The organism is Ruegeria sp. AM4, from assembly GCF_056540665.1.
The window spans coordinates 526,056-550,508 of the sequence record NZ_JBQFXD010000001.1; the positions used below are offsets into that span (position 1 = coordinate 526,056).

General features: G+C 58.2%; 27 protein-coding genes and 1 other RNA gene. 16 read left to right on the plus strand and 12 right to left on the minus strand.

The features are described from left to right. Positions 1 to 91 precede the first annotated feature (91 nt). The 4 genes from ACR0JA_RS02555 to ACR0JA_RS02570 all read left to right on the plus strand — a co-directional run bounded on the left by ACR0JA_RS02555 (position 92) and on the right by ACR0JA_RS02570 (position 4,448). The gene (locus ACR0JA_RS02555; protein ID WP_480569526.1) at positions 92 to 844 is read left to right on the plus strand and encodes a cytochrome c biogenesis CcdA family protein; all 753 of its coding nucleotides are present in this window, start codon (positions 92 to 94) and stop codon (positions 842 to 844) included. 87 nt (positions 845 to 931) lie between these two features. Beyond that, on the plus strand, positions 932 to 2,146 hold the full coding sequence (locus ACR0JA_RS02560) for a hypothetical protein (protein WP_480569529.1): 1,215 nt from the start codon (positions 932 to 934) through the stop codon (positions 2,144 to 2,146). Beyond that, positions 2,143 to 3,492 carry a cytochrome P450 gene (locus ACR0JA_RS02565; protein ID WP_480569532.1) on the plus strand — a complete coding sequence of 450 codons (1,350 nt, stop codon included), beginning with the start codon at positions 2,143 to 2,145 and terminating at the stop codon, positions 3,490 to 3,492. Before ACR0JA_RS02560 ends, ACR0JA_RS02565 begins: the two co-directional genes overlap by 4 nt. A 74-nt stretch (positions 3,493 to 3,566) precedes the next feature. Beyond that, the gene (locus tag ACR0JA_RS02570; protein WP_480569535.1) at positions 3,567 to 4,448 is read left to right on the plus strand and encodes a fructose bisphosphate aldolase; all 882 of its coding nucleotides are present in this window, start codon (positions 3,567 to 3,569) and stop codon (positions 4,446 to 4,448) included. Between the two features lie 2 nt (positions 4,449 to 4,450). On the opposite strand, the gene ACR0JA_RS02575 is transcribed toward ACR0JA_RS02570, so the two are convergent. From ACR0JA_RS02575 to fumC, 4 genes are all read right to left on the minus strand, one after another. Beyond that, the gene (locus ACR0JA_RS02575; protein WP_480569538.1) at positions 4,451 to 5,053 is read right to left on the minus strand and encodes a DNA-3-methyladenine glycosylase I; all 603 of its coding nucleotides are present in this window, start codon (positions 5,051 to 5,053) and stop codon (positions 4,451 to 4,453) included. Between the two features lie 61 nt (positions 5,054 to 5,114). After that, positions 5,115 to 5,333, minus strand: a complete 219-nt coding sequence (locus ACR0JA_RS02580) for a ribbon-helix-helix domain-containing protein (protein ID WP_480569539.1) — start codon at positions 5,331 to 5,333, stop codon at positions 5,115 to 5,117. Further along, entirely contained in the window at positions 5,330 to 5,506 is a 177-nt protein-coding gene (locus tag ACR0JA_RS02585) for a DUF4169 family protein (protein ID WP_480569542.1), read from the minus strand. Before ACR0JA_RS02585 ends, ACR0JA_RS02580 begins: the two co-directional genes overlap by 4 nt. Then, the gene (fumC, locus tag ACR0JA_RS02590; RefSeq protein WP_480569545.1) at positions 5,506 to 6,900 is read right to left on the minus strand and encodes a class II fumarate hydratase; all 1,395 of its coding nucleotides are present in this window, start codon (positions 6,898 to 6,900) and stop codon (positions 5,506 to 5,508) included. The genes ACR0JA_RS02585 and fumC overlap by 1 nt, the downstream gene beginning before the upstream one ends. A 206-nt stretch (positions 6,901 to 7,106) precedes the next feature. On the opposite strand from fumC, the gene ACR0JA_RS02595 reads away from it, so the two are divergent. Further along, entirely contained in the window at positions 7,107 to 7,670 is a 564-nt protein-coding gene (locus ACR0JA_RS02595) for a hypothetical protein (RefSeq protein ID WP_480569548.1), read from the plus strand. Positions 7,671 to 7,694: 24 nt separating this feature from the next. On the opposite strand, the gene ACR0JA_RS02600 is transcribed toward ACR0JA_RS02595, so the two are convergent. The 8 genes from ACR0JA_RS02600 to ACR0JA_RS02635 all read right to left on the minus strand — a co-directional run bounded on the left by ACR0JA_RS02600 (position 7,695) and on the right by ACR0JA_RS02635 (position 13,178). Beyond that, positions 7,695 to 8,159 (minus strand): SspB family protein, encoded by a 465-nt coding sequence (locus ACR0JA_RS02600; RefSeq protein ID WP_480569551.1) that lies wholly within the window; start codon positions 8,157 to 8,159, stop codon positions 7,695 to 7,697. A 76-nt stretch (positions 8,160 to 8,235) separates the two neighbouring features. Beyond that, positions 8,236 to 9,486: a chromate efflux transporter gene (chrA, locus tag ACR0JA_RS02605; protein ID WP_480569554.1), complete on the minus strand. Its 1,251-nt coding sequence runs from the start codon at positions 9,484 to 9,486 to the stop codon at positions 8,236 to 8,238. Continuing rightward, positions 9,483 to 10,298 (minus strand): chromate resistance protein ChrB domain-containing protein, encoded by an 816-nt coding sequence (locus tag ACR0JA_RS02610; RefSeq protein WP_480569557.1) that lies wholly within the window; start codon positions 10,296 to 10,298, stop codon positions 9,483 to 9,485. Before ACR0JA_RS02610 ends, chrA begins: the two co-directional genes overlap by 4 nt. A 131-nt stretch (positions 10,299 to 10,429) precedes the next feature. After that, positions 10,430 to 10,861 (minus strand): ester cyclase, encoded by a 432-nt coding sequence (locus ACR0JA_RS02615; RefSeq protein WP_480569560.1) that lies wholly within the window; start codon positions 10,859 to 10,861, stop codon positions 10,430 to 10,432. A gap of 98 nt (positions 10,862 to 10,959) precedes the next feature. After that, positions 10,960 to 11,306: a transfer-messenger RNA gene (gene ssrA, locus ACR0JA_RS02620) on the minus strand. A 36-nt stretch (positions 11,307 to 11,342) separates the two neighbouring features. Continuing rightward, a complete protein-coding gene (locus ACR0JA_RS02625) occupies positions 11,343 to 11,705 on the minus strand; it encodes a DUF4345 family protein (protein ID WP_480569563.1) in 363 nt (120 codons plus the stop codon). Between the two features lie 14 nt (positions 11,706 to 11,719). Further along, positions 11,720 to 12,370: a TenA family protein gene (locus ACR0JA_RS02630; protein ID WP_480569566.1), complete on the minus strand. Its 651-nt coding sequence runs from the start codon at positions 12,368 to 12,370 to the stop codon at positions 11,720 to 11,722. A 76-nt stretch (positions 12,371 to 12,446) separates the two neighbouring features. Then, the gene (locus tag ACR0JA_RS02635; RefSeq protein WP_480569568.1) at positions 12,447 to 13,178 is read right to left on the minus strand and encodes a FadR/GntR family transcriptional regulator; all 732 of its coding nucleotides are present in this window, start codon (positions 13,176 to 13,178) and stop codon (positions 12,447 to 12,449) included. 86 nt (positions 13,179 to 13,264) lie between these two features. Here ACR0JA_RS02635 and ACR0JA_RS02640 point away from each other — a divergent pair, with 86 nt between their 5' ends. The 11 genes from ACR0JA_RS02640 to bamA all read left to right on the plus strand — a co-directional run bounded on the left by ACR0JA_RS02640 (position 13,265) and on the right by bamA (position 24,452). Continuing rightward, the gene (locus ACR0JA_RS02640) at positions 13,265 to 14,056 is read left to right on the plus strand and encodes a DUF2182 domain-containing protein (protein ID WP_480569571.1); all 792 of its coding nucleotides are present in this window, start codon (positions 13,265 to 13,267) and stop codon (positions 14,054 to 14,056) included. Positions 14,057 to 14,060: 4 nt separating this feature from the next. After that, positions 14,061 to 14,765, plus strand: a complete 705-nt coding sequence (locus ACR0JA_RS02645; RefSeq protein WP_480569573.1) for a DUF1326 domain-containing protein — start codon at positions 14,061 to 14,063, stop codon at positions 14,763 to 14,765. A gap of 56 nt (positions 14,766 to 14,821) precedes the next feature. Next, on the plus strand, positions 14,822 to 15,916 hold the full coding sequence (locus ACR0JA_RS02650; protein ID WP_480569576.1) for a dimethylsulfoniopropionate demethylase: 1,095 nt from the start codon (positions 14,822 to 14,824) through the stop codon (positions 15,914 to 15,916). Positions 15,917 to 15,957: 41 nt separating this feature from the next. Next, the gene (acuI, locus tag ACR0JA_RS02655; RefSeq protein WP_480569579.1) at positions 15,958 to 16,953 is read left to right on the plus strand and encodes an acryloyl-CoA reductase; all 996 of its coding nucleotides are present in this window, start codon (positions 15,958 to 15,960) and stop codon (positions 16,951 to 16,953) included. 179 nt (positions 16,954 to 17,132) lie between these two features. Next, the gene (gene frr, locus ACR0JA_RS02660; protein WP_480569582.1) at positions 17,133 to 17,696 is read left to right on the plus strand and encodes a ribosome recycling factor; all 564 of its coding nucleotides are present in this window, start codon (positions 17,133 to 17,135) and stop codon (positions 17,694 to 17,696) included. Positions 17,697 to 17,705: 9 nt separating this feature from the next. Next, positions 17,706 to 18,437, plus strand: a complete 732-nt coding sequence (uppS, locus tag ACR0JA_RS02665) for a polyprenyl diphosphate synthase (protein ID WP_480569585.1) — start codon at positions 17,706 to 17,708, stop codon at positions 18,435 to 18,437. Next, complete coding sequence (locus ACR0JA_RS02670) at positions 18,434 to 19,216, plus strand: phosphatidate cytidylyltransferase (protein WP_480569588.1); 783 nt, start codon at positions 18,434 to 18,436, stop codon at positions 19,214 to 19,216. The genes uppS and ACR0JA_RS02670 overlap by 4 nt, the downstream gene beginning before the upstream one ends. Further along, entirely contained in the window at positions 19,216 to 20,388 is a 1,173-nt protein-coding gene (gene dxr, locus ACR0JA_RS02675; protein ID WP_480569591.1) for a 1-deoxy-D-xylulose-5-phosphate reductoisomerase, read from the plus strand. The genes ACR0JA_RS02670 and dxr overlap by 1 nt, the downstream gene beginning before the upstream one ends. 5 nt (positions 20,389 to 20,393) lie before the next feature. After that, the gene (rseP, locus tag ACR0JA_RS02680; protein ID WP_480569594.1) at positions 20,394 to 21,746 is read left to right on the plus strand and encodes an RIP metalloprotease RseP; all 1,353 of its coding nucleotides are present in this window, start codon (positions 20,394 to 20,396) and stop codon (positions 21,744 to 21,746) included. An 87-nt stretch (positions 21,747 to 21,833) separates the two neighbouring features. After that, positions 21,834 to 21,962 carry a hypothetical protein gene (locus ACR0JA_RS02685; protein WP_480569597.1) on the plus strand — a complete coding sequence of 43 codons (129 nt, stop codon included), beginning with the start codon at positions 21,834 to 21,836 and terminating at the stop codon, positions 21,960 to 21,962. Between the two features lie 129 nt (positions 21,963 to 22,091). Then, on the plus strand, positions 22,092 to 24,452 hold the full coding sequence (bamA, locus tag ACR0JA_RS02690) for an outer membrane protein assembly factor BamA (protein WP_480569600.1): 2,361 nt from the start codon (positions 22,092 to 22,094) through the stop codon (positions 24,450 to 24,452). The last annotated feature ends 1 nt before the right edge of the window (position 24,453 follow it).

Below are 24,453 nucleotides of genomic sequence, written 5' to 3' on the forward strand. Positions count from 1 at the left end.
TGTTGCGCCCGGGACTGTCCAGCGGGCAACCACGAGGATGTGACCGTTTTGCCCCGTGACGAAGCCCGCGCGATACCATATGTGCAGATCCATGTTCGGAATTGATATCATCGATGCGGGCCTGCTGCCTGCCATGCTCATCGCCATGATCGGCGGGTTGATCAGCTTTCTGTCGCCCTGCGTGCTGCCCATCGTGCCGCCCTATCTGGCGTATATGAGCGGCGTGACGATCAACGAGATGCAGGACGAGGCACGCGCGCGGCGAAAGGCAACGCTTTCGGCGCTGTTTTTTGTGCTGGGACTGTCGACGGTCTTTTTGCTGCTTGGGTTCACGGCCTCGGCGTTTGGGGCGTTTGTGCTGCAAAACCAGGTTCTGTTCGCTAAATTGTCCGGCGCGGTGGTCATTGTCTTTGGTCTGCATTTCCTGAACGTGTTCCGTATTCCGCTGCTGGACCGCGAAGCCCGTGTGGAAACCGGTGATTCTGGCGGTTCAGTGTTTGGCGCGTATATTCTGGGACTTGCTTTCGCCTTTGGATGGACCCCGTGTATCGGGCCGCAGCTGGGTGCGATCCTGTCTTTGGCAGCGTCCGAAGCGTCAGTCGCACGCGGAACGTTGCTGTTGGGCGTCTATGCGGCGGGTCTGGGTATTCCGTTTCTGCTGGCAGCCATGTTCCTGAACCGCTCGATGACCGTGATGAACCGGATCAAGCCCTATATGGGCACGATCGAGAAAGTCATGGGGGGCTTGCTGCTGTTTGTCGGTATCATGCTGGTCACCGGGCTGTTTACGGAATTCAGCTGGTGGCTGCTCGAGACTTTTCCGGCTTTGGCAACGCTTGGTTAACGATCCGGCGATTTAGTTGGGCCGCAGAGGGTGCGGGTCTTACCATGGCCGTCGCGCTGCGCTAACCTGCGGGACAAAGGCCAGGGCATGAGCAGTCAGAAACGCCATCCGCAGATTTTCAAACGCCGGGTTTTCTATATTCCCGGCTTCGACCCGTTTCCGCCGCGCCGCTATCGTGAGCTCTATCGGAGCGAGGGCCGCGCCCAGGCCGAGATTTCAGGCTATTCCGTTAGTGTTGCGGGCCGGACCGGGCCGGGGCCTTATGGTTGGCATGTCACGTCCTTGCAGGAAGATACTGAAATCCAGACGGAATTCGAGGTTCTGGCCTGGTCGGATATCGTGCGGGACAGCATGGCGCAATCTATCCCGGCGACCTTTTGGCAACTGGCTCGAACCGCGTGGATCTACGGATCGACCGGAACGCTCAGCCGTTTGGTGCGCCTGCGCAAAGGACCCGTTATCGCCGCGCTATACCCGGTCGCAATGCTGCTGTTGCAACTGTTGGCGGCGGTGTTGGTTCTTTGGGTGGCGACTGCGTTACTGACACCTCTTCTTGGGGCGCTGGCTTTTGTGCCGGGGGCGCTGACCGCTTATGGTTTGTTGGTTGGGTTTCGCCGTTTCGATAACCGGCTCTATGCTTATTACCTGATGTTGGACTACGCACATTCTGCCCACCTATATGGCGCTATTTCTGCGGAACTCAACGAACGCCTGAAGCAGTTTGCAGACCGGATCGAACAGGCGCTTGCTACGGATGTGGACGAGGTGCTGGTCGTCGGCCACAGCTCGGGCGCACATCTGGGGGTAATGGTCCTTGCGGATGTTTTGCGCCGAGGCGCGGTTTCCGGTCACAGACCCGCGTTATCATTTTTGTCGTTGGGGCAGGTCGTGCCAATGGTGTCGTTCCTGCCAAAGGCAGACCGACTGCGGTGCGACCTTCGCGATCTCTCGACCAACCCGGAACTCACCTGGGTGGACGTTTCCGCGCCCGGTGACGGTTGCACCTTTGCCTTGTGTGATCCGGTCGGGGTCAGCGGCGTGGCCGGTCCGGATCAGCGATGGCCTCTGATCCTGTCCGCAGCCTTCACCCAGACCTTGTCGACAGAGCGATGGAACACACTTCGCTGGCGGTTCTTTCGGCTGCATTTTCAATATCTTTGCGCGTTCGACCAACCCGGAGATTATGACTATTTCCGGATCACGGCAGGGCCGCTGACTCTGGGTCGGCGTTTTGAAGGGCGCGCGCCCTCACGATCGCGGATCACGCATGCGGTGTCCAAATACAGGTCGGTGCAGGTATGAAGCCGCCCAAACCAACGCCGCGCGCTGATAAGGTGTCGTTGCTGAGATATGCCAAGCTGTTCCGACAAGATCTGCTGTCGGCCCAACCGCAACGCCTGTACCGCGCCTGGATGGCCGAATTTCGCACGCCGTTCTTTCGGTCCTACATGATCAACCAGCCCGAGTTGATAGATGTGGTGCTGAAACAACGCCCGGACGCCTTTCCAAAATCCAATCGGATCAGCGAAGGGTTGCGCCCTCTGTTGGGAAATTCGGTGTTCCTGACCAATGGTGCGCAGTGGAAACGGCAGCGGCGTGTCATCGACCCGGCCTTCGCGGGCGGACGCCTGAAAGATACATTCCCCGCCATGGTGGGGGCGGCTGATCAATGCGTCGCGCGTTTGGGGCAAAACAGCGCTGCTGAGATTGAGGTCGAGGAGGTCACCAGCCACGTCGCGGCCGACGTGATCTTTCGGACCTTGTTCTCGGTCCCGATCGAACATGAAATCGCCGCGCAGGTCTTTGATAAGTTCAAGGCCTACCAACGTGAACAACCATTGCTGAACCTTGCTGCCTTTTTGCCATTGCCGCAGTGGGTACCCCGCTTTCATTCTCGGAAAACCCGCGAAACAGCGCGTGATATTCGCGATCTGATCGGGCGTCTGACCCGGGACCGGGCTGATTTGATTGCGGCTGGACAGGCCCCCGACGATCTGGCGACCAAAATCATGACAACGCCCGACCCAGAGACCGGACGCTGTTTTGACACCGACGAGATGATAGACCAGGTGGCGATCTTTTTTCTGGCAGGACATGAAACCAGCGCCTCAGCGCTGGCCTGGTCGCTGTACCTGTTGGCGCTCTATCCTGAATGGCAGGACAAAGCGGCGGCCGAGGCGCAGGCGGTGGGCACACCGGATTTTGCCTCGCTGTCGCAACTCCAAATCTGCCGCGATGTGTTTCGCGAGGCGTTGCGGCTGTACCCTCCGGTGCCGATGATGGTGCGCGAAACGACCTGCCCCGAGACCTTCCGCGGTCGGGCAATCGGAAAGGGGGCACAGATTGTGCTCAGCCCCTGGCACCTGCACCGGCACGAGCGTCTGTGGGACCGCCCGGACGAATTTGACCCCGCGCGCTGGCAGACCAAAAACGGCAGGGCGTGCCAGAGGTCGGCCTATATGCCGTTCTCGGCCGGTTCCCGCGTGTGCACAGGTGCCGGATTTGCCATGGTCGAGGGGCCGCTGATTCTGTCGCAGCTGTTGCGCCGCTTCCGCTTCGAAACAATACCGGGTCAAAACCCGGTACCGGTCGCGCATCTGACTGTCCGCGCAAAGGATGGGATTTGGTTGCGCCACAGTGGGCGCTAACAATCTACCATCCTCGAAAACCTTGCTGTATTCGGGTGGGGAAAGCGGAATCATTTTTTGAACGGGATTGACTCATGTCCAATGCAGAACAACGCGCGCAGATGACGAATGGCGCAGGATTTATCGCAGCGCTGGATCAAAGCGGCGGGTCGACGCCCAAGGCTTTGGCTTTGTATGGGGTTGATGCGTCACAATATGGATCGGACGAAGAGATGTTCGGTGAGATCCAGAAAATGCGCGCCCGTATCATTCTGGCAGATGACTTCACAAAGGACAAAGTGATCGGTGCGATCCTGTTCGAACGCACTCTGTCCGAAGAGATCGAGGGTCGCAAAGTCGCGGACTACCTATGGTCGGTTAAGGGCATCGTTCCGTTTCTGAAGATCGACAAAGGTCTGGAAGACACCGCTAATGGCGTACAGGTGATGAAACCGATCCCCGGACTGGCCGATACTCTGGCCAAAGCCGATGGCGTGTTTGGCACCAAGGAACGCTCGGTCATTCATGAGGCCAACGCCGAAGGGATCGCAGCGGTCGTGGCGCAACAATTCGACGTGGCCCGCGAAGTAACCGACGCAGGCATGGTTCCGATTGTCGAGCCCGAGGTCAACATTCATTCCGAAACCAAGGCCGAGGCCGAGGAAATTCTGAAGACCGAACTTCTGAAAAACCTGGATCAGTTGGCAGAAGGGCAGGAGGTTATGCTGAAGTTGACCATCCCCAGCCAGGCCAACCTGTACGACGAAGTCGCCGATCATCCGCGCGTGCTGCGGGTTGTGGCCCTGTCGGGTGGTTACTCCACCGAAGAAGCCTGTGATCTGCTTGGGCAGAACGGCAAAATGATTGCATCGTTCTCGCGGGCGCTGACCGAAGGGTTGTCGAAACAACAATCGGATGCCGAGTTCAATGCAGCCCTAGGCGGCAATATCAACAAAATCCATCAGGCCTCTGTCTGAGCCTAAGTCGGCTTGATGAACGAGCGGCGCAAACGCGCCGCTTTTTCACGCATGGTGCAGCCATGGGCGTGGTCGTTGACCAGCCCCATGGCCTGCATGAACGCAAAAACCGTTGTTGGCCCGACGAATTTCCAGCCACGTTTCTTTAACTCTTTCGACAGGGCCACCGACTCGGGTGAAGTCGATACGGTTTGTGGCTCCGGCGCTGTCTCGGCTTCATATCGCCAGACAAATGCTGCCAGAGATCCTTCGGCGCGCACAAGTTCCTGCATTCGGCGTGCATTGTTTATGACGGCTTCGATTTTTCCACGATGACGGACGATACCTGCATCCTGCAAAAGCCGTTCGACATCGGCCTCGGTAAATGCCGCGACCTTGTTATGGTCAAACTGGCAGAATGCCTTCCGAAAATTCTCGCGCTTGGACAGAATGGTGCGCCAGCTTAGCCCTGACTGAAAGCTTTCAAGGCACAGTTTTTCAAACAATCTCTGATCGTCGGAAACGGGATAACCCCATTCATTGTCGTGATACTCAAAGAACTCAGGCGCGGATCGGCACCAGACGCAGCGTGGCTTGCCATCTGGTCCGAGAACGGTATCGGTCATGCGTGTACCCCTTTTGTTCCGGTCAGATTAACCGTCAGACACCCGACAGCGCAAGAGGCGTTCAGCGTTCTCGATACCAGTTGAGAATGAACACCCGAATGGCAGAGGCTAACCCTGTTTCCGGGTCCCGGTCGACATCGATTTCGGCTGCCAACACATTGATTGGGATGCCTTTTTGTTTTGCGATGTCGCGAAACGCGCCCCAAAACTCATCTTCAAGCGACACGGATGTCCGGTGCCCTTTGAGGGTCAACGAGCGTTTGACCGGGCGGCCACTCATTCGTCGAGCTTGTGACCATCAAGATCACGGCGCTGTTTGTTCTGCTGCTGCTCTGCCATTTGTTTCTCGCCCTTGGTGCGCCCAAAGGTGACAGCGTTCTGGTCGGCGCGGGCCTTTTTTTCTGCCCGCGCCTTGTCTTTGCGAAACCGGTTCAGATTGACCGGCTTGCCCATCAGTCTTTGGGCCCGATCATGTGTTCCGGGCGTACCACGGCGTCGAAGGTTTCCTCGTCAACGAAGCCAAGTGCGATGGCTTCTTCCTTGAGGGTCGTGCCGTTCTTGTGGGCGGTCTTGGCGACCTTGGTGGCGTTGTCGTATCCGATGGTGGGCGCCAGTGCCGTGACCAGCATCAGCGATTCTTTCATCAGCTTGTCGATGCGTGGTTCGTTAGCCTTGATGCCCAGCAGCATCCGTTCGGTAAAGCTGTCGGTGGCGTCGCCCAACAGCTGGATCGATTGCAGCAGATTGTAAGACATCATCGGGTTATAGACGTTCAGCTGGAAATGCCCCTGCGAACCTGCAAATTTCATCGCTGCATCATTGCCCATCACATGCGCGGCCACTTGGGTCAGCGCCTCGGCCTGGGTCGGGTTGACCTTGCCGGGCATGATCGACGATCCCGGTTCGTTCTCGGGCAGGATCAACTCTCCAAGACCCGAACGCGGGCCAGAACCCAGCAGGCGGATGTCATTGGCGATTTTGTAGCAGCTGCCGGCAATTGTCGCCAAGGCACCGGACAGGAACACCATGGCATCATGCGCGGCCAGCGCCTCGAACTTGTTGGGCGCTGTCACAAAGGGCAGGTCGGTGATATCGGCCATGTTCTTGGCCACGGCCTCGTCCCAACCGTTATGCGTGTTCAGACCGGTGCCGACGGCTGTGCCACCCTGCGCAAGTTCGTATATACCGGGCATCGAGGCCTTGACCCGGGCGATTCCTTGTCGGATCTGATGTGCGTAGCCGCCGAATTCCTGCTCAAGCGTCAGCGGGGTCGCATCCTGCGTATGGGTACGGCCGATCTTGATGATGCCTTCGAATTCTTTCGCTTTCTGTTCCAGTGCGCTCGCGAATTTCTCGAGACCCGGCAGCAGCACGTCCCGCACGCTCATCGCCGTTGCGATGTGCATCGCGGTGGGGAATGTGTCATTCGAGGACTGACCCATATTGCAATGATCGTTCGGGTGAACCGGGTCTTTCGATCCGATTTCGCCACCCAGAATCTCGATTGCGCGGTTGGCGATAACCTCATTCGAGTTCATGTTCGACTGTGTGCCAGATCCGGTCTGCCAGACCACCAGCGGGAAGTTGTCGTCAAACTTGCCTTCGATGACCTCACCAGCCGCCTGAATGATTGCATCGGCGATTTTTGCGTCCAGCTTGCCAATCGCCTTGTTTTCCATGGCGCAGGCTTTCTTGATCACACCCAGCGCACGAACGATCGCCACTGGCTGTTTTTCCCAGCCGATCGGAAAGTTCATGATTGAACGTTGCGTCTGCGCGCCCCAGTATTTGTCCGCAGGGACTTCTAGCGGGCCAAAACTGTCGGATTCGGTGCGGGTCTGAGACATTGGTCACTCCGTTTGGTATGCAGTCGTATGCCGTTTAACCTCGGTGCGGTTACAAAGCAACATGCCACTTTCGCGCACCATAAACTCTGACCCGTCAAAGGTATAGACGAGGGACAGCGTCAAATAATCGACGTTAGCGAAAACAGTGCCATTGTGCCTGACCGGGCTAGAGTTAAGATAAGAGAGCAACCGCGACGGAGTCTTTCATGCGCGCATCCTCCTTTGACCGCCCTTTGCATGTCATCGCATCCGCGCTGGCCCTGGTTTTCTGTCTTCTCGTCACCGTTGGGGCCGTACAGGCAGCGGATATCGCACCTTTTGTCGGCGATTATACGGGATCGGCGGATGTCGTCGATGCGGACGGCACCGAAACGCCTCGGGATATGAGTGTGTCAATCCACGAAACCCGCGGTGGGTTCAATGTAAGCTGGTCGACGACCACCTATAAAGGCGACGGTCGCGTGAAGGAAGAAAAGTACTCGGTCGACTTTCAGTCTTCGGCCAGGCCCGAGGTTTTTTCGGCGGCGATGAAGCGCAATGTGTTTGGGCATGAGGTGCCGTTGGATCCGATGGCCGGAGAGCCGTTTGTTTGGGGCCGGATCGACGGCGACACGTTGACAGTGTTCTCGCTGTTCATCGATGAAAACGGTGGGTATGAATTGCAGCAATTCGACCGGACCCTGGCCGAGGGTGGGTTGAATCTGTCCTTCTCGCGCTTTCGCAACGGCGAAAAATCGCGATCAGTCCAGACATTCCTGAAGAAAGAATAAACCCCGCACCGGGCGGGGTTTGCGTTATTTGCGGAAACTGTCCAGCGACACCACATCGGCGTCGTGATGAGGTTCATCCTCCTCGGGCTCGACCTCGATGCTTTCTTCGGGGATGAAATCCGCCTCATCCTCGTCTTCGGGGCTTTCAAAGCGCAAGCCGAATTCAACCGACGGGTCAACGAAGGTCTTGATCGCCATATAGGGAATATACAGCGGTTCCGGCGCGTCGCCGAAGTTCAGCGTGATCGAGAATCCTTCGTCACCGACTTCAAGGTTCTCGAACCAATGCTGCATGACGATTGTCATTTCTTCCGGGTAGCGGTCGCGCAGCCAATCGGCAATGTCCACCCCTTGTTGCTGCGTGTCGAAAGTGATGAAGAAATGATGCGCGCCCGGCAGGCCGTTTTGGGCAACACCCGTCAGCACGGTCTTGATCAGACCGCGCATGGCCGTGTGCATCAGGTTCCCATAGTCGATGTCTTGCGACATGTTTGATCCTCGAAAGTGGTGGCTCTCAGCATAAGGGATTTGAACGGAAACGAAAGGCTGGGATGCGGGTGATTGATTACAAAATCTCAAACACCAGCCCGGCCAAACTCATCACGATCAGTGTCACCGCTAAACCGGATTTCAGATGGAATATCAACAGGCTTGCGGCCAGTGTCAGCACAAGCGCGCGCGCATCCAGCGTCGAAAGCTCGGGCAGGGGCATGGATACCGGACCCCAGACCCCGGCATTCACGTTGCCGAAAAGAACGTTCATGCCGAACCACACGGACAGGTTGAGAATCACACCCACCACAGCAGCTGTAATACCCTGCATCGCCGCTGCCAGACGCGGGCGCGCGGCGATTTTGTCCAGATAGGGACCGGCCAGAAAAATCCACAGGAAACAGGGAACAAAGGTTGCCCACAGAGCAACAGCCCCGGCGGCAAAGCCCAGCGCCGTGCCGCCCGATTGCTGGCCTGTCAGCATCGCAACGAACTGTGTGACCAGGATCAATGGGCCGGGTGTCGTCTCGGCCAGACCCAGTGCGTCAATCATCTGATCGGTGCTGATCCACTGATAGGTGTCGACCACGGTCTGCGTCATGTAGGCCAGCACCGCATAGGCTCCGCCAAATGTCACCACGGCAAGACGTGCAAAGAACCACCCCAGATCCGCCAAAAGAGACTGCCCCGCCAGTTCAAGCGCCAGAAGCGGTGCCAGCCAGAGTGTCAGCCAGATCGCCGCCGTCCGCACCGGTCGCGCCAAAGCCGGAGAGCCGGATTGTACCGGAACCTGCGTGTTTTTCGCAGTCGCATAGCCCCAGGTGGCCGCCGCCAGAATGATCAAAGGAAACGGAAGGTTAAGCGCAAAGATAGCTAGAAAACCCAATCCGGCGATGATCTGGTAACGTTGCTCGGTCAGCGCCTTTCGGGACAGATTGCGCACTGCCTGAATGACGATGACAATCACCGTCGCCTTGATGCCCAGAAACCCGGCCTGAACCAGAGGCAGTTCGCCATAAGCCGCATATAGCCCGACCAGTACCGCGATAACGAACGCACCCGGCAGCACGAAAAGAGAGCCCGCGATCAGACCGCCGACAACGCCCCTGAGCCTCCAGCCCGCATAGGTCGCCAATTGCATCGCCTCGGGTCCCGGCAATAGCATGCAGAGCGACAGAGCGCGCAAATAGGTCTGTTCATCAAGCCAGTGTCTGCGCTCGACCAGTTCCTGGTGCATAAGCGAAATCTGGGCCGCCGGGCCGCCAAATGACAGTAATCCTATGCGCCCGAATACGCGGCAAAGCTCTTGCAAGGATGTGCTCATTGGCCATGTCCCGCCGGCCAGTCATGGCTTTCCTCGAACCCATCGCGCGCCCAGCGGTAAAGCGCGTCGTAGAGGTGCAACCCGGCGGAGAGTTGCTGCTGGTCATCTTTGTACTGGCGCGACAATCCAACCGAAATCGCCAGAAGACCCGCCGCCTGCGGGGCATCTTCATGCTGATTGGTGTCTGCAGCGCGGATGATCGCGGCCATACGGTCCAGTGGTTTCGATCGGATGCCGAACGCGTCCAGCATTGTATCAAACGTGCAGCCGTCGTCCCGGTGGCCAAAAAACGCGTCACCCACATCAAATGGCGTAGCGCCGAAATTGTCGGCCACGCCCTGAACTTCGGTTGGCGCGACAAACAGAAACCGCGCCTTTGTGTCTACGAAGCGCCTGATCAACCAGGGGCAGGCGATGCGGTCGATCTTAGGGCGATGCCGCGTCACCCAGAGCGTGCCGCCATCGACCGGCGCGGGCAGGGCGGTGAGGTCGGCAAGCAAAGCGTCCGGTGAATCGCGCCAGGCAAAATGCCCGCCCTCAAGAAATTCCGCGCTGCACCCGTCGGCTTGCAGCCAGGACACCACGCCCTGGCTCAGTTTCTTGCCTTTCTGGCAGATGATCACGCCCGACCCGGACCCGATCAGGTACTTGAGCCCGCCGATATCGTCATGCGAATGCCGGATCGATCCCGGAATGATCCGTGGATCATCTGCGAAATCCGGCGGCGTCCGTATATCGATCAGAACCGGCGCGTCGGGTGTTCCGATCAGCCGGGCGAGTTGTCGTGGTGTAATAGCGTTGGGCGCAGCCATGGCATGTCTCCTGCGTGTCTTCGGATCCATGCGAAACTTGGGCTTTCGCCTCACGGGGTGTTCGCAAGCTTACCCCATGAGGGTGTGCTAGCGCGGAACCAAGGGATGGGTCAAGCTTGCGAAATTTCAAGCTATGACCAATCCAGCCGTTGTCCGGTCATGCAGACCGGTAGAGTATCCTGTGGAAACTGCCCCAGCTGTTCGAATAGCGAGATAAAGTCGAACTGATTATACGCCTCGACCATCTTGTCGCCCTTGAACCGCGCCATGACCTGCCCCGTGACCTCGAGCGGGGCGCCGTTGTCGGCGCGAAAGGTGCGCACGTGCAGGATCGCGGATACCCAGTCGTCGTGTTCTACGATTTTGGGCAGATCGACCTTGATCTCACCCAGAATGTGCCGGAAGGCCATCACCAGATCACGGAAATCATCGGCACCGACCTGCATCTCCGGAATAAGACCTTCGGCCATCGTGTCAGGGGCAAAAAACTGATCAATCGCTTCGGTGTTGCCGTTTTCCCAAACTTCCGAATACCACGCGCGCAGTGTGTCTGTATTAGTCATCCCGACTCTCCTGTCCTGTCAGGGCAGGATGCGCATCAAACGTGAACAAACTCTGAACACGCGTTAAATTGGCGGAAAACATCAGACATAATTTTGGAAATGCAGGTTTCTGTTGCCAGGTACCTGCGAACCCCGCCTTACGCGGCTAGGCGTAAGGGCTTAAGTTTCGGTCTTGTTACTGCTTACGCAGCAACTGCAACCGGAGCACGATTGTCGTTTGCAATTGTACTATTTTCGCCGGTAACGGTGGCAGACAGCCGAGACAAAGCTAACCCCTTTAGACGTTCGTCGATCCTATTTCGGCCCCATGATCTTCAAACGAAAGATTTTGGTGGAGCCGCCGGGTACCGCCCCCGGGTCCGATCCGCTTATTACGAGCGCGTTTATGTCCATAGTCCCGAAGGACATTACCTATATAGGTGAGCAAGGGGCAGGATGCAAACTGGGATTTCTGGGTTACGTTTGCATTCAAAACAATGGTTTACGCGGCTCTGTTGATGTTCGCCAAAATAAGCCAAAGCGCAAGTGCCAATTCGATTCCGCCAAATGTCACTGCTTTGACCAGCGGCGGGTTGTCCAGAACGACGGAAACAAACCGACCCAGCGCCGCGCCCGCGTAGACGACACCCAGCATTGCGTAAGCCATCGGATGGTTCAGCCACAGCACCGCCAGACCGGTCACCACGAACAGCCCGCCGACCGAGGCGCGCATTTCGCTCAGCCCCATATTGCTGTCAGTTGGGGCCAAATCCAGCGCTTGTGCGGTAAAAGCGGGGGCCAAAAAGCCGAACAGTCCGAACGCAATTGTCAGCGCGGCGGCCATTATGTTCAGCGTTGATACCATCTGTGCTCCTCCGCTCAGGCGGCGTAGGCCGCATCAAAGAACTCCCGTTCCAGTTCAACCGCGCGATTGAACAGGCGCGTCACTTCGGCCTGCGCGGATGGGTCCAGTGTGGGCCAAACTGCATCCAATTGACCACGCAGATATGCGACGACGCCCTCGAACCCTTCGCCCGCATGTAGCGTGATCCATTCCGCAAACCAGAACGGCAGGTCAGGCGAGGGCGGATTTACCGGTGTGGCCCAAGTCAGATAGACCCATTCGGCAACCACCAGCACCGCCAGCATGTTCTCATACCGGCCCGAGGCGGCGGCTTCGGCCATCAATTCCTGAAACGCGCGTGTCTCGGGGGCCGGGTCCGAGATCGGCTGGGTGCCCATCGCCTCCATCGCGCGTAGGAAATAGGTGTTCTCCGGGCCGGTGATAACCGCCAGAAACTGCGCAGCGGGCACGCTGTCAGCCAATGTGGGAGCCTGCGCGATGGCGCTGGCCAGCAGGCGGACAAATCCATCAACAAATTGGTAATCCTGTTGCAGATACCATCGCATCTTACGCGCAGGCAGCGTACCGTCGGCCAGTTCGCGGGTGAAGTCATGGGCGGTGGCAGCCTGCCAATCCTGCAATTTGCCAAGTCGCAGAATTTCGGTCGGGCGGGCGCTGTCCAGCATGCGGAGACTCCTTGGTTTTTCCTGCGCAGACAAAGCCTGTTTCGGGACAAAGCGCAAGGTCAACATGCCTACGGTATCAAGCGGGTTTGCGGTGGCGTTCGGCCACATCAGCGGCCAGTTGGCGCGTATATGTCTCTAACTCGGCCAAAGCCGCGTCAACCGTAACTGCATCGCGGGCTTCGAGCGCGTCGGCGATTTTGCCATGCAGCACAATGATCGCCTCGCGAGAGCGGGCGGTGAAGGTGATCATGTTCATCAACGGTTGCATCGCCTCGACGGCACCTGCCAGTTGGTAGGACAGCACGGGATTGCTTGCTCCGTCCACCAAAGCGCGATGAAAATTCACGTCCGAGGCGCAGAATGCCTCGTCCGTAAGACCGGGCTGCGCCTGTCTGTGGATCTCGGCCCGCATGGTCGCCAGTTGATCCGCAGTCCTGCGCTGTGCGGCCAGCACGGCACAGGCGCGTTCCAAAGCAAAACGCGCCTCGCAAGCCGTGTCGAAACTGACTGCATTCATCGACAGCAACAGGGTCGACGTCGTGATTTGCTGGGAATAGGCGTCCTCGAAACTCAACCGGTTCACGAACGCACCGCCGGTGGCGCCACGCTGCGTGCGGATCAGAGATTGCGCCGCAAGGCGTTTCAACGCTTCGCGCACGGTTGGGCGCGAAACCTGAAACTGATCCGCAAGCTCGGCCTCGGAGGGCAGGCGTTCATCCACGATCAGATCCCCCGAAACGATCGCGTCGCGGATGGCATGCGCAATCTGTGCCGACAGATCAGAGCGGTTCCGGGGGTCGATTTTCATATTCACGGGCCTGCAGGTCAGATTTTATTTGTCTGACATTTAAAAGTCTGACATTTGAAAAGCAAGGACCGAGTCGGGAGGAAAGCATGAGTCGCGCCGTTCTACGCAGTGCCGTGTGGCTGGGTTTTTACGCCGCGATCCTGTGGGCGTGGTGGATCATGTTCTCGATGAGCCGCGAAATGGACCTCGACTGGCTCGGTCGCCCCGGGCCGATGGGACAGGCCATGGCCGCGATGGATCCGCGGATGGACATGTACATGCCGATGGCGGAGTTCGGTCCGCTGTTCTGGATGTGGGCGATCATGATGGCGGCGATGATGCTGCCAACGCTGGTGCCAACGTTGCGCAGCTATGACGACCTGATCCACAGCGCCGACGGAACCCGAGCCGGCTGGGTTGGCGTTCTGACGGGGTATTTCGTCGTGTGGGTCGGTTTTGCCGCAGCGATAACCGGGTTGCAGCTGGCACTGTTATTTGGCGGAGCGGTTGACATGTTGGGGATCGCAAAATCCCCCTGGCTGGCGGGCACGTTGTTGATCGTTGTAGGCGCGTTCCAGTTCAGCCGCACGAAAGAGGTCTGCCACGGGGTCTGCCACGCGCCGATGACCTATTTCCTGGGGCACTGGAAAACCGGCTTTGCGGGTGGTTTGCGAATGGGATTGGGTCTGGGCGCGTATTGCGTCGGCTGTTGCTGGGGCTTCATGGCGCTTGGATTTGTCGGCGGGGTCATGAGCTTGCTGTGGATGGGCCTGGCGACGTTGTTCATGGTTCTCGAGAAACTCCCCCAGATAGGTCACGCAGTAACACGCCCGATGGGGTTTGTATTGATCGCAGGCGGAGCAATTCTGCTAGCGCATCACATTATTTACGGAGGATAACGCAATGGCAAAAAACAGAAAACCTGATGCCGACAAGCTGCCGGTGAGCCAGCGGATCGACAGCCGGATGCCGAACCCGAAACGGCGCGAGATGAGCCCAACGGACTGGGCCATCAAGGGTGAACTGATCCTGAACTGTTCCTGCGATGTGTTTTGTCCCTGTGTTGTGTCCTTGGGCGCGCATCCTCCGACCGAAGGCCACTGCCATGCCTGGATGGGCGTGATCATTGATGAAGGCCATTACGAGGGCGAGGACCTGTCGGGCCTGAATGTCGGCCTTCTGGTCGATATCCCCGGTCGAATGGGGGAAGGCCAGTGGAAAGTTGCGGCCTATGTGGACGAGCGCGCCAGCGGCAAAGCCTATAACGGACTGCTCCAGATCTTCAGCGGACAGGCAGGGGGCACCACCGGATTGTTTACCATGCTGGTCAGCGAGATCATCGGGGCCGAGCGTGCTCCGGTGCAGATCGAACGTGACGGCACCAAGCGCCGGATTGTCATCGGGCGGAAAATTCAGGGCGAGATCGAGATGCTGGCAGGTAAAGATCCGGAACACCCGGTGATGGTGTCGAACTCGAAATACTGGATGGGTCCGGACATCATCGTTGCGCGCGGCACCAAGTCCAAAGTGCGAGACTATGGCCGCGTCTGGGACTTTGGCGGCAAATCCGCAGAAATCTGCCCGATCAATTGGCACGGACCAAAATAAGCTAATGTTATCGGGATATTGCCCGGAAAAGATCAATCTGCCTGAAGGACGTTGAGATGGCAGTCATCACTCCCAACCGCCGCGTGCGGAAAACTCCGTTTACCCCGGGTGTCGAAGCAGCGGGCGTCGGCGGCTACACCGTCTATAACCACACGCTGCTGGCGACGTTCTTTGAAAGCGTTCAGGCCGATGCGGCGCATCTGAAACAGCATGTTCAAGTCTGGGACGTGTCCTGCGAACGACAGGTGCAGATCAAGGGGCCGGACGCGCTGCGCCTGATGAAGATGCTCAGCCCGCGTGACATGGATAAGATGCGGGCGGATCAATGCTATTACGTCCCGGTCGTCGATCATCTGGGCGGAATGCTGAACGACCCGGTGGCGATCAAACTTGCGGATGATCATTATTGGCTGTCCGTTGCCGACGGAGATCTTTGGCAATTTGCCTTGGGACTTGCCATCGCGTTGGATCTGAATGTCGAAATTATTGAACCTGATGTTTCGCCGCTTGCAGTCCAAGGGCCGAAGGCGGACGACCTTATGGCACGGGTTTTCGGCGAAGACGTGAGGGACATTAAATTCTTTCGCTACAAACGGTTGCGCTTTGAAGATAAAGAATTCGTCGTTGCGCGATCTGGTTGGTCGAAACAGGGCGGTTTCGAGATCTATGTCGAAGGGTCAGAATATGGCATGCCGCTTTGGGATACGCTGTTTGCCAATGGTGCGGATCTGAATGTTCGCGCCGGCTGCCCCAACAATATTGAGCGCGTCGAAAGCGGATTGCTTAGTTTCGGGTCCGACATGCGCCGCGAGAACACGCCTTATGAATGCGGTCTGGCACGGTTCTGCAATTCACCATCGGATTATATCGGCAAGGCGGCGCTGGCCGATCAGGCCCAGAACGGACCACCGCGCCAGATCCGACCTTTGGTGATCGAAGGAGAGATCGGGCCTTGCACGGGGTCCTGGCCCTTGATGGCGGGCGGTGGTCAGGTCGGGCAGGTGGCCTCGGCCGTGTTCTCGCCCGAGTTTGGGGTCAATGTGGCGATCGGCATGGTGGATCGCGCTTACTGGGATCCCGGCACACGTATCGAATTGATCACCGAACACGGCATGCGATGGGCAGAAGTGCAGAAGGAATTCTGGCGCTAGCCCGAAATGACACACCAAACCCGGTTTAAGGAGACGAGATTATGTTCAAGGCGTTAGTTGTTGAGAAAGATGAGGAAAGCGGTCTGGCAAATGCGGCGATCAAGGAATTGTCGGCAGACGATTTGCCAAATGGAGAGGTGACGGTCGCTGTTGAATACTCAACCGTCAACTACAAGGACGGTCTGTGCATGTCGCCCAAGGGGGGTGGGCTGGTGCGCAGCTATCCTCATGTGCCGGGGATCGACTATTCGGGGACGGTCGAGGCATCCTCGGATGATCGCTACAATCCCGGTGACAAGGTTGTTTTGACCGGCTGGCGCGTTGGCGAGGCGCATTGGGGAGGCTATTCGCAGAAGGCCAATGCATTGGCCGATTGGCTGGTGCCGTTGCCGGACGGGTTGACCACGCGACAGGCGATGGCGGTCGGTACTGCAGGTTTTACGGCCATGTTGGCCGTCATGGCGCTGGAAGATCACGGATTGGCCCCTGGACACGGACCGGTTCTGGTCACGGGGGCCGCAGGGGGTGTCGGGTCGGTCGCAACGGCCATTCTGGCGCATCTGGGTTACGAGGTCGCAGCGGTCACCGGGCGCCCTGAAACGGGCGACTACCTGAAATCGCTGGGTGCAACCACCATCGTGCCGCGCGAGGAGCTGAACGAAACGACCAAACGCCCGCTTGAAAGCGAAACCTGGGCTGGATGCGTCGACGCCGTTGGTGGCGAGATGCTGGCCCGCGTTCTGGGTCAGATGAAATACGGCGCTTCGGTCTCGGCAGTTGGTCTGGCAGGCGGGGCAGGGTTGCCAGCTACGGTCATTCCGTTCCTGCTGCGTGGGGTGAACCTTTTGGGGATCGACAGCGTGATGCAGCCCTATGAAAACCGGGTTCGCGCCTGGCAGCGGGTGGCAACCGATCTGCCTATGGACAAGCTAGAGGCGATGATTCAGCCTGCGGCATTGGACGATCTGCCGAAACTGGGGGCCGATATCCTGAAGGGTCAGGTCAAGGGCCGGGTCGTGGTCGACCTGAACGCCTGAACCCGAGATGCCGGATGACGGTCGGGCAGGGTCCGGCCGTCGCGCCAAGCCGACCGGCGCAAAAAAGAACGTCCAAACCTCTGGTCTTCGTCACAATTCGCAATCATGATTGCTATACAACCCAATTCCGATGGCTTATGACCCACCGGAACAGCACCTGAAGACGGGGAGTGAGCAGAATGTCTGACGATTTCGAACTGGACACCGATGATCTGAAACGCCGCATGGACGGCGCGATGGCCAACCTCAGAACCGAATTCGCCTCGTTGCGGACCGGGCGCGCCTCGGCCTCGATGCTCGAGCCTGTCATGGTTGACGCCTATGGTTCGATGACGCCGATCAATCAGGTCGGAACGGTGAACGTGCCCGAACCGCGGATGGTCACGGTAAATGTCTGGGACAAGTCCTTGGTCGGCAAGGTCGAAAAGGCGATTCGTGAAAGCGGGTTGGGGATCAATCCTCAGCTGAACGGAACGATCATCATGCTGCCGATTCCCGAACTGAACGAAGAGCGCCGCCGCGAACTTACAAAAGTTGCCGGGCAGTATGCCGAAAGCGCCCGCGTTTCGATCCGCAATGTGCGCCGCGATGGCATGGACCAGATCAAGAAGGGCAAGGCGGACGGCTTGTCCGAAGACGACCAGAAGCTGTGGGAGAGCGAGGTTCAGGACCTCACGGATGAGATGATCAAATCGGTGGATGAGGCGCTGGAAACCAAACAAGCCGAGATCATGCAGGTCTGAGAGCGTCTGATGCCAAAGGATCCCGATACCGAAACGCTGCAAGGCCCAAGGCACGTTGCCATCATCATGGATGGCAATGGCCGTTGGGCACAGGCCCGGGGACGTCCGCGGTTGTTCGGCCACCACGCCGGAGCGCGCAAGGTGCGCGAGGTGGTCGAAGCCTGCCCGCGATTGGGGATCAAATATCTGACGATCTTTGCTTTTTCGACTGAAAACTGGAAACGGACGCAGGTCGAAGTCGCCGGTCTGATGAGCTTGTTCAAGCGCTATATCATCAAGGAAACCCAGACCCTGAAGGACAACGGCATCCGGGTTCGTTTCATCGGCGATCGGGTGCGCCTGGACAGCAAACTGACCGGGCTGATGGACACGCTGGAACAGGAAACCGAGGGTAACGATCTGGTTCACCTGACAGTTGCGCTGAACTATGGCGGTCGGGACGAGGTCGCGCGCGCCACGCGCCGTCTTGCACGCGACGTTGCTGAGGGTCATTTGCATCCCGATGAGGTGGATGAGGAAACGCTGCCAAAATACCTCGATACGCGCGTTTTACCCGATCCTGATCTGGTCATTCGCACCAGCGGCGAAGCGCGGATTTCGAACTTTCTTTTGTGGCAGTCCGCTTATTCGGAATACGAGTTCATCGATACGTTGTGGCCGGATTTCACCGCCGCTGAACTGGAACGCCTGTGCCGCAATTTCGGTGCGCGGGATCGCCGGTTTGGGGCTGTTCCGGCATGAGCGATGGCCGATGGTCTGATCTGACTGCGCGGGTTCTCTCGGCGGCGGTTCTGGTCGCCGTTGGCGCGGTTGAAGTCTGGCTGGGCGGCCTTTGGTTCGAGGCGTTCGTCGCCGCTGCCTGCGCCATCATGACTTGGGAACTGGTGCGCATGGTCGATCCGCAGCGCAATGGGATCGCCTTGCAATTGGCTATTCTCACTGCCGTTGCGGTGGTGATCAGTTACCATTTGCCGTCGGGTTACAAGTTGCCGATCTTGTTGGTCCCGGCTGTGGTCGGGGCGGCGCAAATTACGCAACATCGCGGTCTGTTTGCAGCCTTTGCCATCTGGATCGCCGCGTCCGGGCTGGGCTTTATCACGATCCGAGAAAGTATGGGCTTTGGCTGGATGGTCTGGCTGATCGCGGTGGTTGTTGCGACGGATGTGGCCGGGTATTTTGTTGGAAAATCTATCGGAGGCCCTAAATTCTGGCCAAAGGTCAGCCCGAAGAAAACCTGGTCCGGAACGGCCGGAGGATGGGCAGCGGCAGCTTTGGTAGGCGCGATTTTTGCCTATCACGCCGGATTCGGAATTCTGTTCGTTCTTGTCTCGGTGGTGACGTCAATGGCCAGCCAGGCAGGGGACATCGTGGAAAGCGCCACCAAGCGAAAGTTGGGGGTCAAGGACAGTTCGTCCCTGATCCCGGGCCATGGCGGGTTCCTTGACCGGTTCGACGGTATGATGGGGGCCGCGTTTTTTGTGCTGATCGCTGGGCTGGTTTACGCGCCAGGGGGAATGTGATGCGCAAGGTTTCCATTTTCGGTGCAACCGGATCAATCGGGCAGAACACCATCGACCTGATTGCGCGTGATGCCTCTGCGTATGACGTCGTCGCACTTACCGGCGGCTCGAACATCGCGCAACTGGCTGAGGATGCCCGAAAGCTTGGCGCACAGTTGGCTGTCACCGCGCATGAAGATCGGTTGCAGGACTTGCGCGATGCTCTGTCCGGCAGCGGGGTCGAGGTTGCAGCAGGGCAGGCTGCCCTGACCGAAGCCGCAAGTCGTCCCGCCGATTGGGTCATGTCGGCCATTGTTGGATCAGCCGGGCTGGCACCCGGGCTTGAAGCGTTGAAACAGGGCGCAACACTGGCACTGGCCAACAAGGAAACGCTGGTCTGTGCGGGTCCCCTGGTGCTCGAGACCGCGCGGGCGCACAACGCGCGCCTTTTGCCTGTGGACAGTGAGCATTCGGCGGTGTTTCAGGCTCTGACAGGTGAGGACATGACCGCGGTCGAGCGGATTGTCATCACCGCCAGCGGCGGTGCGTTCCGCGATTGGCCATTGCCTGATCTGGCCCGCGCGACGGTCGAACAGGCCTCGAGCCATCCGAACTGGGACATGGGGCAACGAATCACGATTGACAGTGCATCCATGTTCAACAAGGCGCTCGAAGTCATAGAGACCAAAGAGTTTTTTGGCGTGTCGCCTGAAAAGATCGAGGTTTTGGTACATCCGGAATCCATCGTGCACGCCTTGGTCGGTTTTCGGGATGGCGCCTTGATGGCCCATCTGGGGGCGCCGGACATGCGTCACGCGATCGGGTATGCGTTGCACTGGCCGGAACGCCGCGATTTGCCGGTGCAAAGACTGGATCTGGCCGCCTTGGGTCAATTGCGCTTTGCAGCGCCTGACGAGGCGCGTTATCCCGCGCTGCGCCTTGCGCGCGAGGTTATGGCGCGCGGTGGGCTGTCAGGAGCCATATTCAACGCCGCCAAGGAACGCGCGCTTGATCTTTTCATCCAGCGCCAGATCGGATTTCTGGACATGGCCGACACCGTTTCGGCGGTACTCGAGCGATTTGAGGGCACAGATAGCCTTATTGACGCCGAATTGACCCTTGATAACGTCCGGCAAACGGACCATCTGGCACGTCATTGGGTCGATGAAGCCGTACTGAAAAGAGCAGGATAAGTTTTTTGGACATTTTTTCTCTGATCCCACAGTTTGGCGGGCTGCTGTACACGATTGCGGCCTTTGTTGTGGCGTTGTCCGTGATTGTCGCGGTGCATGAATATGGCCACTACATCGTGGGGCGTTGGTCCGGCATCCATGCCGAAGTGTTTTCGATCGGGTTCGGCCCTGTATTGTGGAGCCGAATGGATAAACACGGGACCAAATGGCAGATCGCCCTGTTACCGTTCGGAGGCTATGTCAAGTTCTTGGGCGACGCCAATGCCGCGTCCGGCAAGGACGAAGACGCGATGGCAGAGATCCAGGAACAAAGTCCCGAGGAACTGCGCCGCACCATGCACGGCGCGCCGTTGTGGGCGCGGGCCGCAACTGTTGCAGCGGGACCTGTGTTCAACTTTATCATGTCCATTCTGGTGTTTGGGCTGATTTTCTGGTCGCAAGGCGTGTCGCGCGAACCGCTGACCGTCGATACGCTCAAGCCGCTTCCCGGGACCATCCAGGGGTTGCAGGATGGCGACGAGATCATCGCTGTGGCCGGTATCCCGACGCCAGACTACGACAACGCCGTCACCTGGTCCGACTTCACCGATGCGCTGCCGGTCGAGCCGGTGCTGGATTATACGGTTGTTCGCGATGGCCAAACCCTTGACGTTCAGGCGCCTTGGCTGTTTCCGCCGCTGATCCATCAGGTCGCGCCACGCAGCGCGGCCATGGATATCGAATTGCAAGCGGGCGATGTGATTACCGCCGTGGACGGAGACCCGATCTTTGCATTTGAGCAGCTCAAGGAAAAGGTTGAGGGATCGAATGGCCGTGCGCTGCTGCTGAACGTCTGGCGAGACGGATCCGAGCTTGAGTTTGCGCTGGTTCCACGCCGCACGGACGAACCAAAGCCGGATGGCGGCTTTGTCACCCATTGGCGCATGGGGATTGTTGGCGGTATGATGTTGGAACCGGCGACCGAACCTGCTGGCCTTTGGGACTCGTTGACTGGTGGCGTCAGCCAGACCGTTCGCATTATCGAGGGCTCTTTGTCCGGCATGTGGCACATGATCACCGGCGCGATCAGCACCTGCAACATATCGGGACCGATCGGGATTGCGGAAACGTCGGGTGCGATGGCCAGCCAGGGCGCCCAGAACTTTATCTTCTTCATCGCTGTTCTGTCCACGGCGGTCGGGTTGCTTAACCTGTTCCCGATCCCGGCGCTGGATGGTGGGCATCTGGTGTTCTATGCCTATGAGGCTGTCGCCGGGAAACCGCCCAGTGACAAAGCATTGCGGGTTCTGATGGCGATTGGCATCACGCTCATTCTGTCGCTCATGATATTCGCGCTCAGCAACGATCTGTTCTGCTAAATAAGGCAGGCGCGGCACCGCAAGGACGCAAAATTGCCTCAATTCAGGGTTACGGTGTGTACCGAGTTTAATCGGGACACGCCTGCGATGACCAAAGCCCTTAGAAAATCCTATCAGAGTTTCAGCACGCTTTTTGTACTGAATTGGGACATGCTGCTCAGCTTCGGCATCACGGCTTTGGCGATGGCGCTTGGCGCCTATCTCGTCGGTTTGTGATTCTTCCCAACAGCGATGCGAATTATGAAAGCGGCCCGTCGGGCCGCTTTGCCGTTTTGCGCTTTTGACAAGACCCCTCAATCCCGCTACTCAGCACGTAAAGTCTGAAAATTCTGGGTAGTGAAAAAAATGAATGACAGCAGGGGCACGGGCACATTCTGCGGCTCTGACAAGCCGCGAGGCAATATTTTGTGGCAGGCACTAACGTTCTTTTTTCTCTTTGCAACAGTGGGTTTTGTGGCAGCGCCACAGGTCGCGCAGGCGCAGACCTATACGATTAATTCGTTCGAGGTTGAGGGAAATCGCCGCATCGAAACGTCGACGATTATCGCGCGAACGGGAATCGAACCCGGGCAGACGGTTACTGCCGGGCAGTTGAACGACAGTTTTCAACGTTTGCTTGACAGTGGTGTTTTTGAAACAGTCGATCTGACGCCGCGTGGTTCTACGCTGGTGATTTCGGTCGAGGAATATCCGACGATCAACCAGATCAGCATCGAAGGAAACCGCCGGATCAAAGACGACGTGCTGCTCGAGGCGATTTCGTCACAGCCTCGCCGTGTCTTCACACCGCAGGTCGCGGAAACGGATGCGGACCTGATCGCTGATATCTATTCGGCGCAGGGACGGGTTGCCGCAACGGTTATCCCGCGCATCATCCGCCGCAGCGACAACCGCGTCGATCTGGTGTTCGAAGTTGCCGAGGGTTCGGTGATTGAGATCGAGCGCGTCAGCTTTGTCGGCAACCGTGCCTATTCTGACCGGCGCCTGCGTCGGGTTCTGGAAACCAAGCAGGCCAACATTCTACGGACATTCCTGCGCGGTGATACGTTTATTGCCGATCGGATCGAGTTCGACAAACAGGTGATCCGCGACTTCTACCTATCACGCGGCTATGTCGATTTCCGTGTCAACAGCGCAAACGTTGAATTCACGCGCGAACGGGATGCGTTCTTCCTGGTGATGAACATCACCGAAGGGCAGAAGTTCTCATTCGGACAAATCTCGACCGTCAGCGAGATACCGGGAGTTGATCCGGCTGCCTATCAGGCGGCGCTGAAGATCAAACCGGGCGTTACCTATTCTCCGTCGCTGGTCGAAAACTCGATCGCGCGTCAGGAACGTCTGGGCCTCAAGCAAGGCGTCGACTTTTTGCGGGTTGAGCCGCGTGTGACGCGCAATGACCGTGATCTTACGCTGGACGTTCAGTTTGTACTGACCCGTGGGCCGCGCATTTTTGTGGAACGGATCGATATCGAAGGCAACACGACCACGCTTGACCGCGTGATCCGCCGTCAGTTTGATACAGTCGAGGGTGACCCGTTCAATCCCCGCGAAATCCGTCAAAGCGCCGAACGTATTCGTGCGCTTGGGTTCTTTGCGGTGGCAGATGTCGAGCCGCGTGAAGGATCGACGCCGAGCCAGGTCATCGTCGATGTCGACGTTGAAGAACAGCCAACCGGATCGCTGAACATTGGCGGTAGCTACTCGGTCTCGGACGGTTTCGGGGTTGCGATCGGCCTGCAGGAAAGCAACTTTCTTGGCCGGGGCCAAACCCTCGGGCTGTCGCTGTCTACGGCTCAGGATTCCGAACGGTATACGATCAATTTCACCGAACCATACCTGCTGGGCCGTCGACTGCAGTTCGATTTGGGGCTGGGTTTGACGACGACAAACTCCAGCTTTGCCAGCTATGACACCAAAAGCGTGTTCTTCAATCCGCAGCTCAGCTATCGGATTGGCGAGCTGTCTTCGTTGCGGTTGCGCTATGGTTGGGACCGCAGCGAAATGACCCAGCAAAACAATGATGTGAACGGTGCGGTGATTTCGTCAGAGATCGATCAGGGAAAGCGCACGTCCAGCACGCTGGGTGTGTCTTACGTCTATGACAGCCGCCTGGGCGGGTTGAACCCGAATGCCGGTGTTCTGTTCGAAGTCGGTGTGGACGCGGCCGGATTGGGTGGCGACAACGAGTTCGTCAAGACCACCGCCCGTGCCATCGCACAGCAGCGTGTTCTGAACGAAGAAGTCGTCCTGCGCGCGACACTGGAGCTTGGCGCACTGAACTGGACCGGGAACGACTTCAGCCGCACCATTGACCGCTTTGTTCTGGGGCCGAACACTTTCCGGGGTTTTGAGCCTGCGGGTCTGGGACCGCGCGATCTGTCAGAAGGTCAGGACGATGCGATTGGCGGTAACTACTATTGGGTGGCACGGTTCGAATCCGATTTCCCTCTGGGTCTGCCCGAGGAATTCGGCCTGCGGGGCGGTGTGTTCTATGACGTCGGAAACCTGTACAACATCAGTAACGTGAACACGGCTGGTGCGGACATTGTCGGGGCCGACGGATCGATCCGGCACGTCCTGGGTGTCTCGGTCCTGTGGACCACACCATTCGGACCGCTGCGCTTCAACTTCTCGAAGGCCCTCAAGAAAGAGGACTTTGACAAAGAGCAGAACTTTGACCTGACCATTCAGGCCAGGTTCTGAT

Coding starts and splice junctions, on each gene's coding strand:
- ACR0JA_RS02555 (WP_480569526.1), top strand. CDS start 92: ATGTTCGGAATTGATATCATCGATGCGGGCCTGCTGCCTGCCATGCTC.
- ACR0JA_RS02560 (WP_480569529.1), top strand. CDS start 932: ATGAGCAGTCAGAAACGCCATCCGCAGATTTTCAAACGCCGGGTTTTC.
- ACR0JA_RS02565 (WP_480569532.1), top strand. CDS start 2,143: ATGAAGCCGCCCAAACCAACGCCGCGCGCTGATAAGGTGTCGTTGCTG.
- ACR0JA_RS02570 (WP_480569535.1), top strand. CDS start 3,567: ATGTCCAATGCAGAACAACGCGCGCAGATGACGAATGGCGCAGGATTT.
- ACR0JA_RS02575 (WP_480569538.1), bottom strand. CDS start 5,053: ATGACCGATACCGTTCTCGGACCAGATGGCAAGCCACGCTGCGTCTGG.
- ACR0JA_RS02580 (WP_480569539.1), bottom strand. CDS start 5,333: ATGAGTGGCCGCCCGGTCAAACGCTCGTTGACCCTCAAAGGGCACCGG.
- ACR0JA_RS02585 (WP_480569542.1), bottom strand. CDS start 5,506: ATGGGCAAGCCGGTCAATCTGAACCGGTTTCGCAAAGACAAGGCGCGG.
- fumC (WP_480569545.1), bottom strand. CDS start 6,900: ATGTCTCAGACCCGCACCGAATCCGACAGTTTTGGCCCGCTAGAAGTC.
- ACR0JA_RS02595 (WP_480569548.1), top strand. CDS start 7,107: ATGCGCGCATCCTCCTTTGACCGCCCTTTGCATGTCATCGCATCCGCG.
- ACR0JA_RS02600 (WP_480569551.1), bottom strand. CDS start 8,159: ATGTCGCAAGACATCGACTATGGGAACCTGATGCACACGGCCATGCGC.
- chrA (WP_480569554.1), bottom strand. CDS start 9,486: ATGAGCACATCCTTGCAAGAGCTTTGCCGCGTATTCGGGCGCATAGGA.
- ACR0JA_RS02610 (WP_480569557.1), bottom strand. CDS start 10,298: ATGGCTGCGCCCAACGCTATTACACCACGACAACTCGCCCGGCTGATC.
- ACR0JA_RS02615 (WP_480569560.1), bottom strand. CDS start 10,861: ATGACTAATACAGACACACTGCGCGCGTGGTATTCGGAAGTTTGGGAA.
- ACR0JA_RS02625 (WP_480569563.1), bottom strand. CDS start 11,705: ATGGTATCAACGCTGAACATAATGGCCGCCGCGCTGACAATTGCGTTC.
- ACR0JA_RS02630 (WP_480569566.1), bottom strand. CDS start 12,370: ATGCTGGACAGCGCCCGCCCGACCGAAATTCTGCGACTTGGCAAATTG.
- ACR0JA_RS02635 (WP_480569568.1), bottom strand. CDS start 13,178: ATGAAAATCGACCCCCGGAACCGCTCTGATCTGTCGGCACAGATTGCG.
- ACR0JA_RS02640 (WP_480569571.1), top strand. CDS start 13,265: ATGAGTCGCGCCGTTCTACGCAGTGCCGTGTGGCTGGGTTTTTACGCC.
- ACR0JA_RS02645 (WP_480569573.1), top strand. CDS start 14,061: ATGGCAAAAAACAGAAAACCTGATGCCGACAAGCTGCCGGTGAGCCAG.
- ACR0JA_RS02650 (WP_480569576.1), top strand. CDS start 14,822: ATGGCAGTCATCACTCCCAACCGCCGCGTGCGGAAAACTCCGTTTACC.
- acuI (WP_480569579.1), top strand. CDS start 15,958: ATGTTCAAGGCGTTAGTTGTTGAGAAAGATGAGGAAAGCGGTCTGGCA.
- frr (WP_480569582.1), top strand. CDS start 17,133: ATGTCTGACGATTTCGAACTGGACACCGATGATCTGAAACGCCGCATG.
- uppS (WP_480569585.1), top strand. CDS start 17,706: ATGCCAAAGGATCCCGATACCGAAACGCTGCAAGGCCCAAGGCACGTT.
- ACR0JA_RS02670 (WP_480569588.1), top strand. CDS start 18,434: ATGAGCGATGGCCGATGGTCTGATCTGACTGCGCGGGTTCTCTCGGCG.
- dxr (WP_480569591.1), top strand. CDS start 19,216: ATGCGCAAGGTTTCCATTTTCGGTGCAACCGGATCAATCGGGCAGAAC.
- ACR0JA_RS02685 (WP_480569597.1), top strand. CDS start 21,834: ATGACCAAAGCCCTTAGAAAATCCTATCAGAGTTTCAGCACGCTTTTT.
- bamA (WP_480569600.1), top strand. CDS start 22,092: ATGAATGACAGCAGGGGCACGGGCACATTCTGCGGCTCTGACAAGCCG.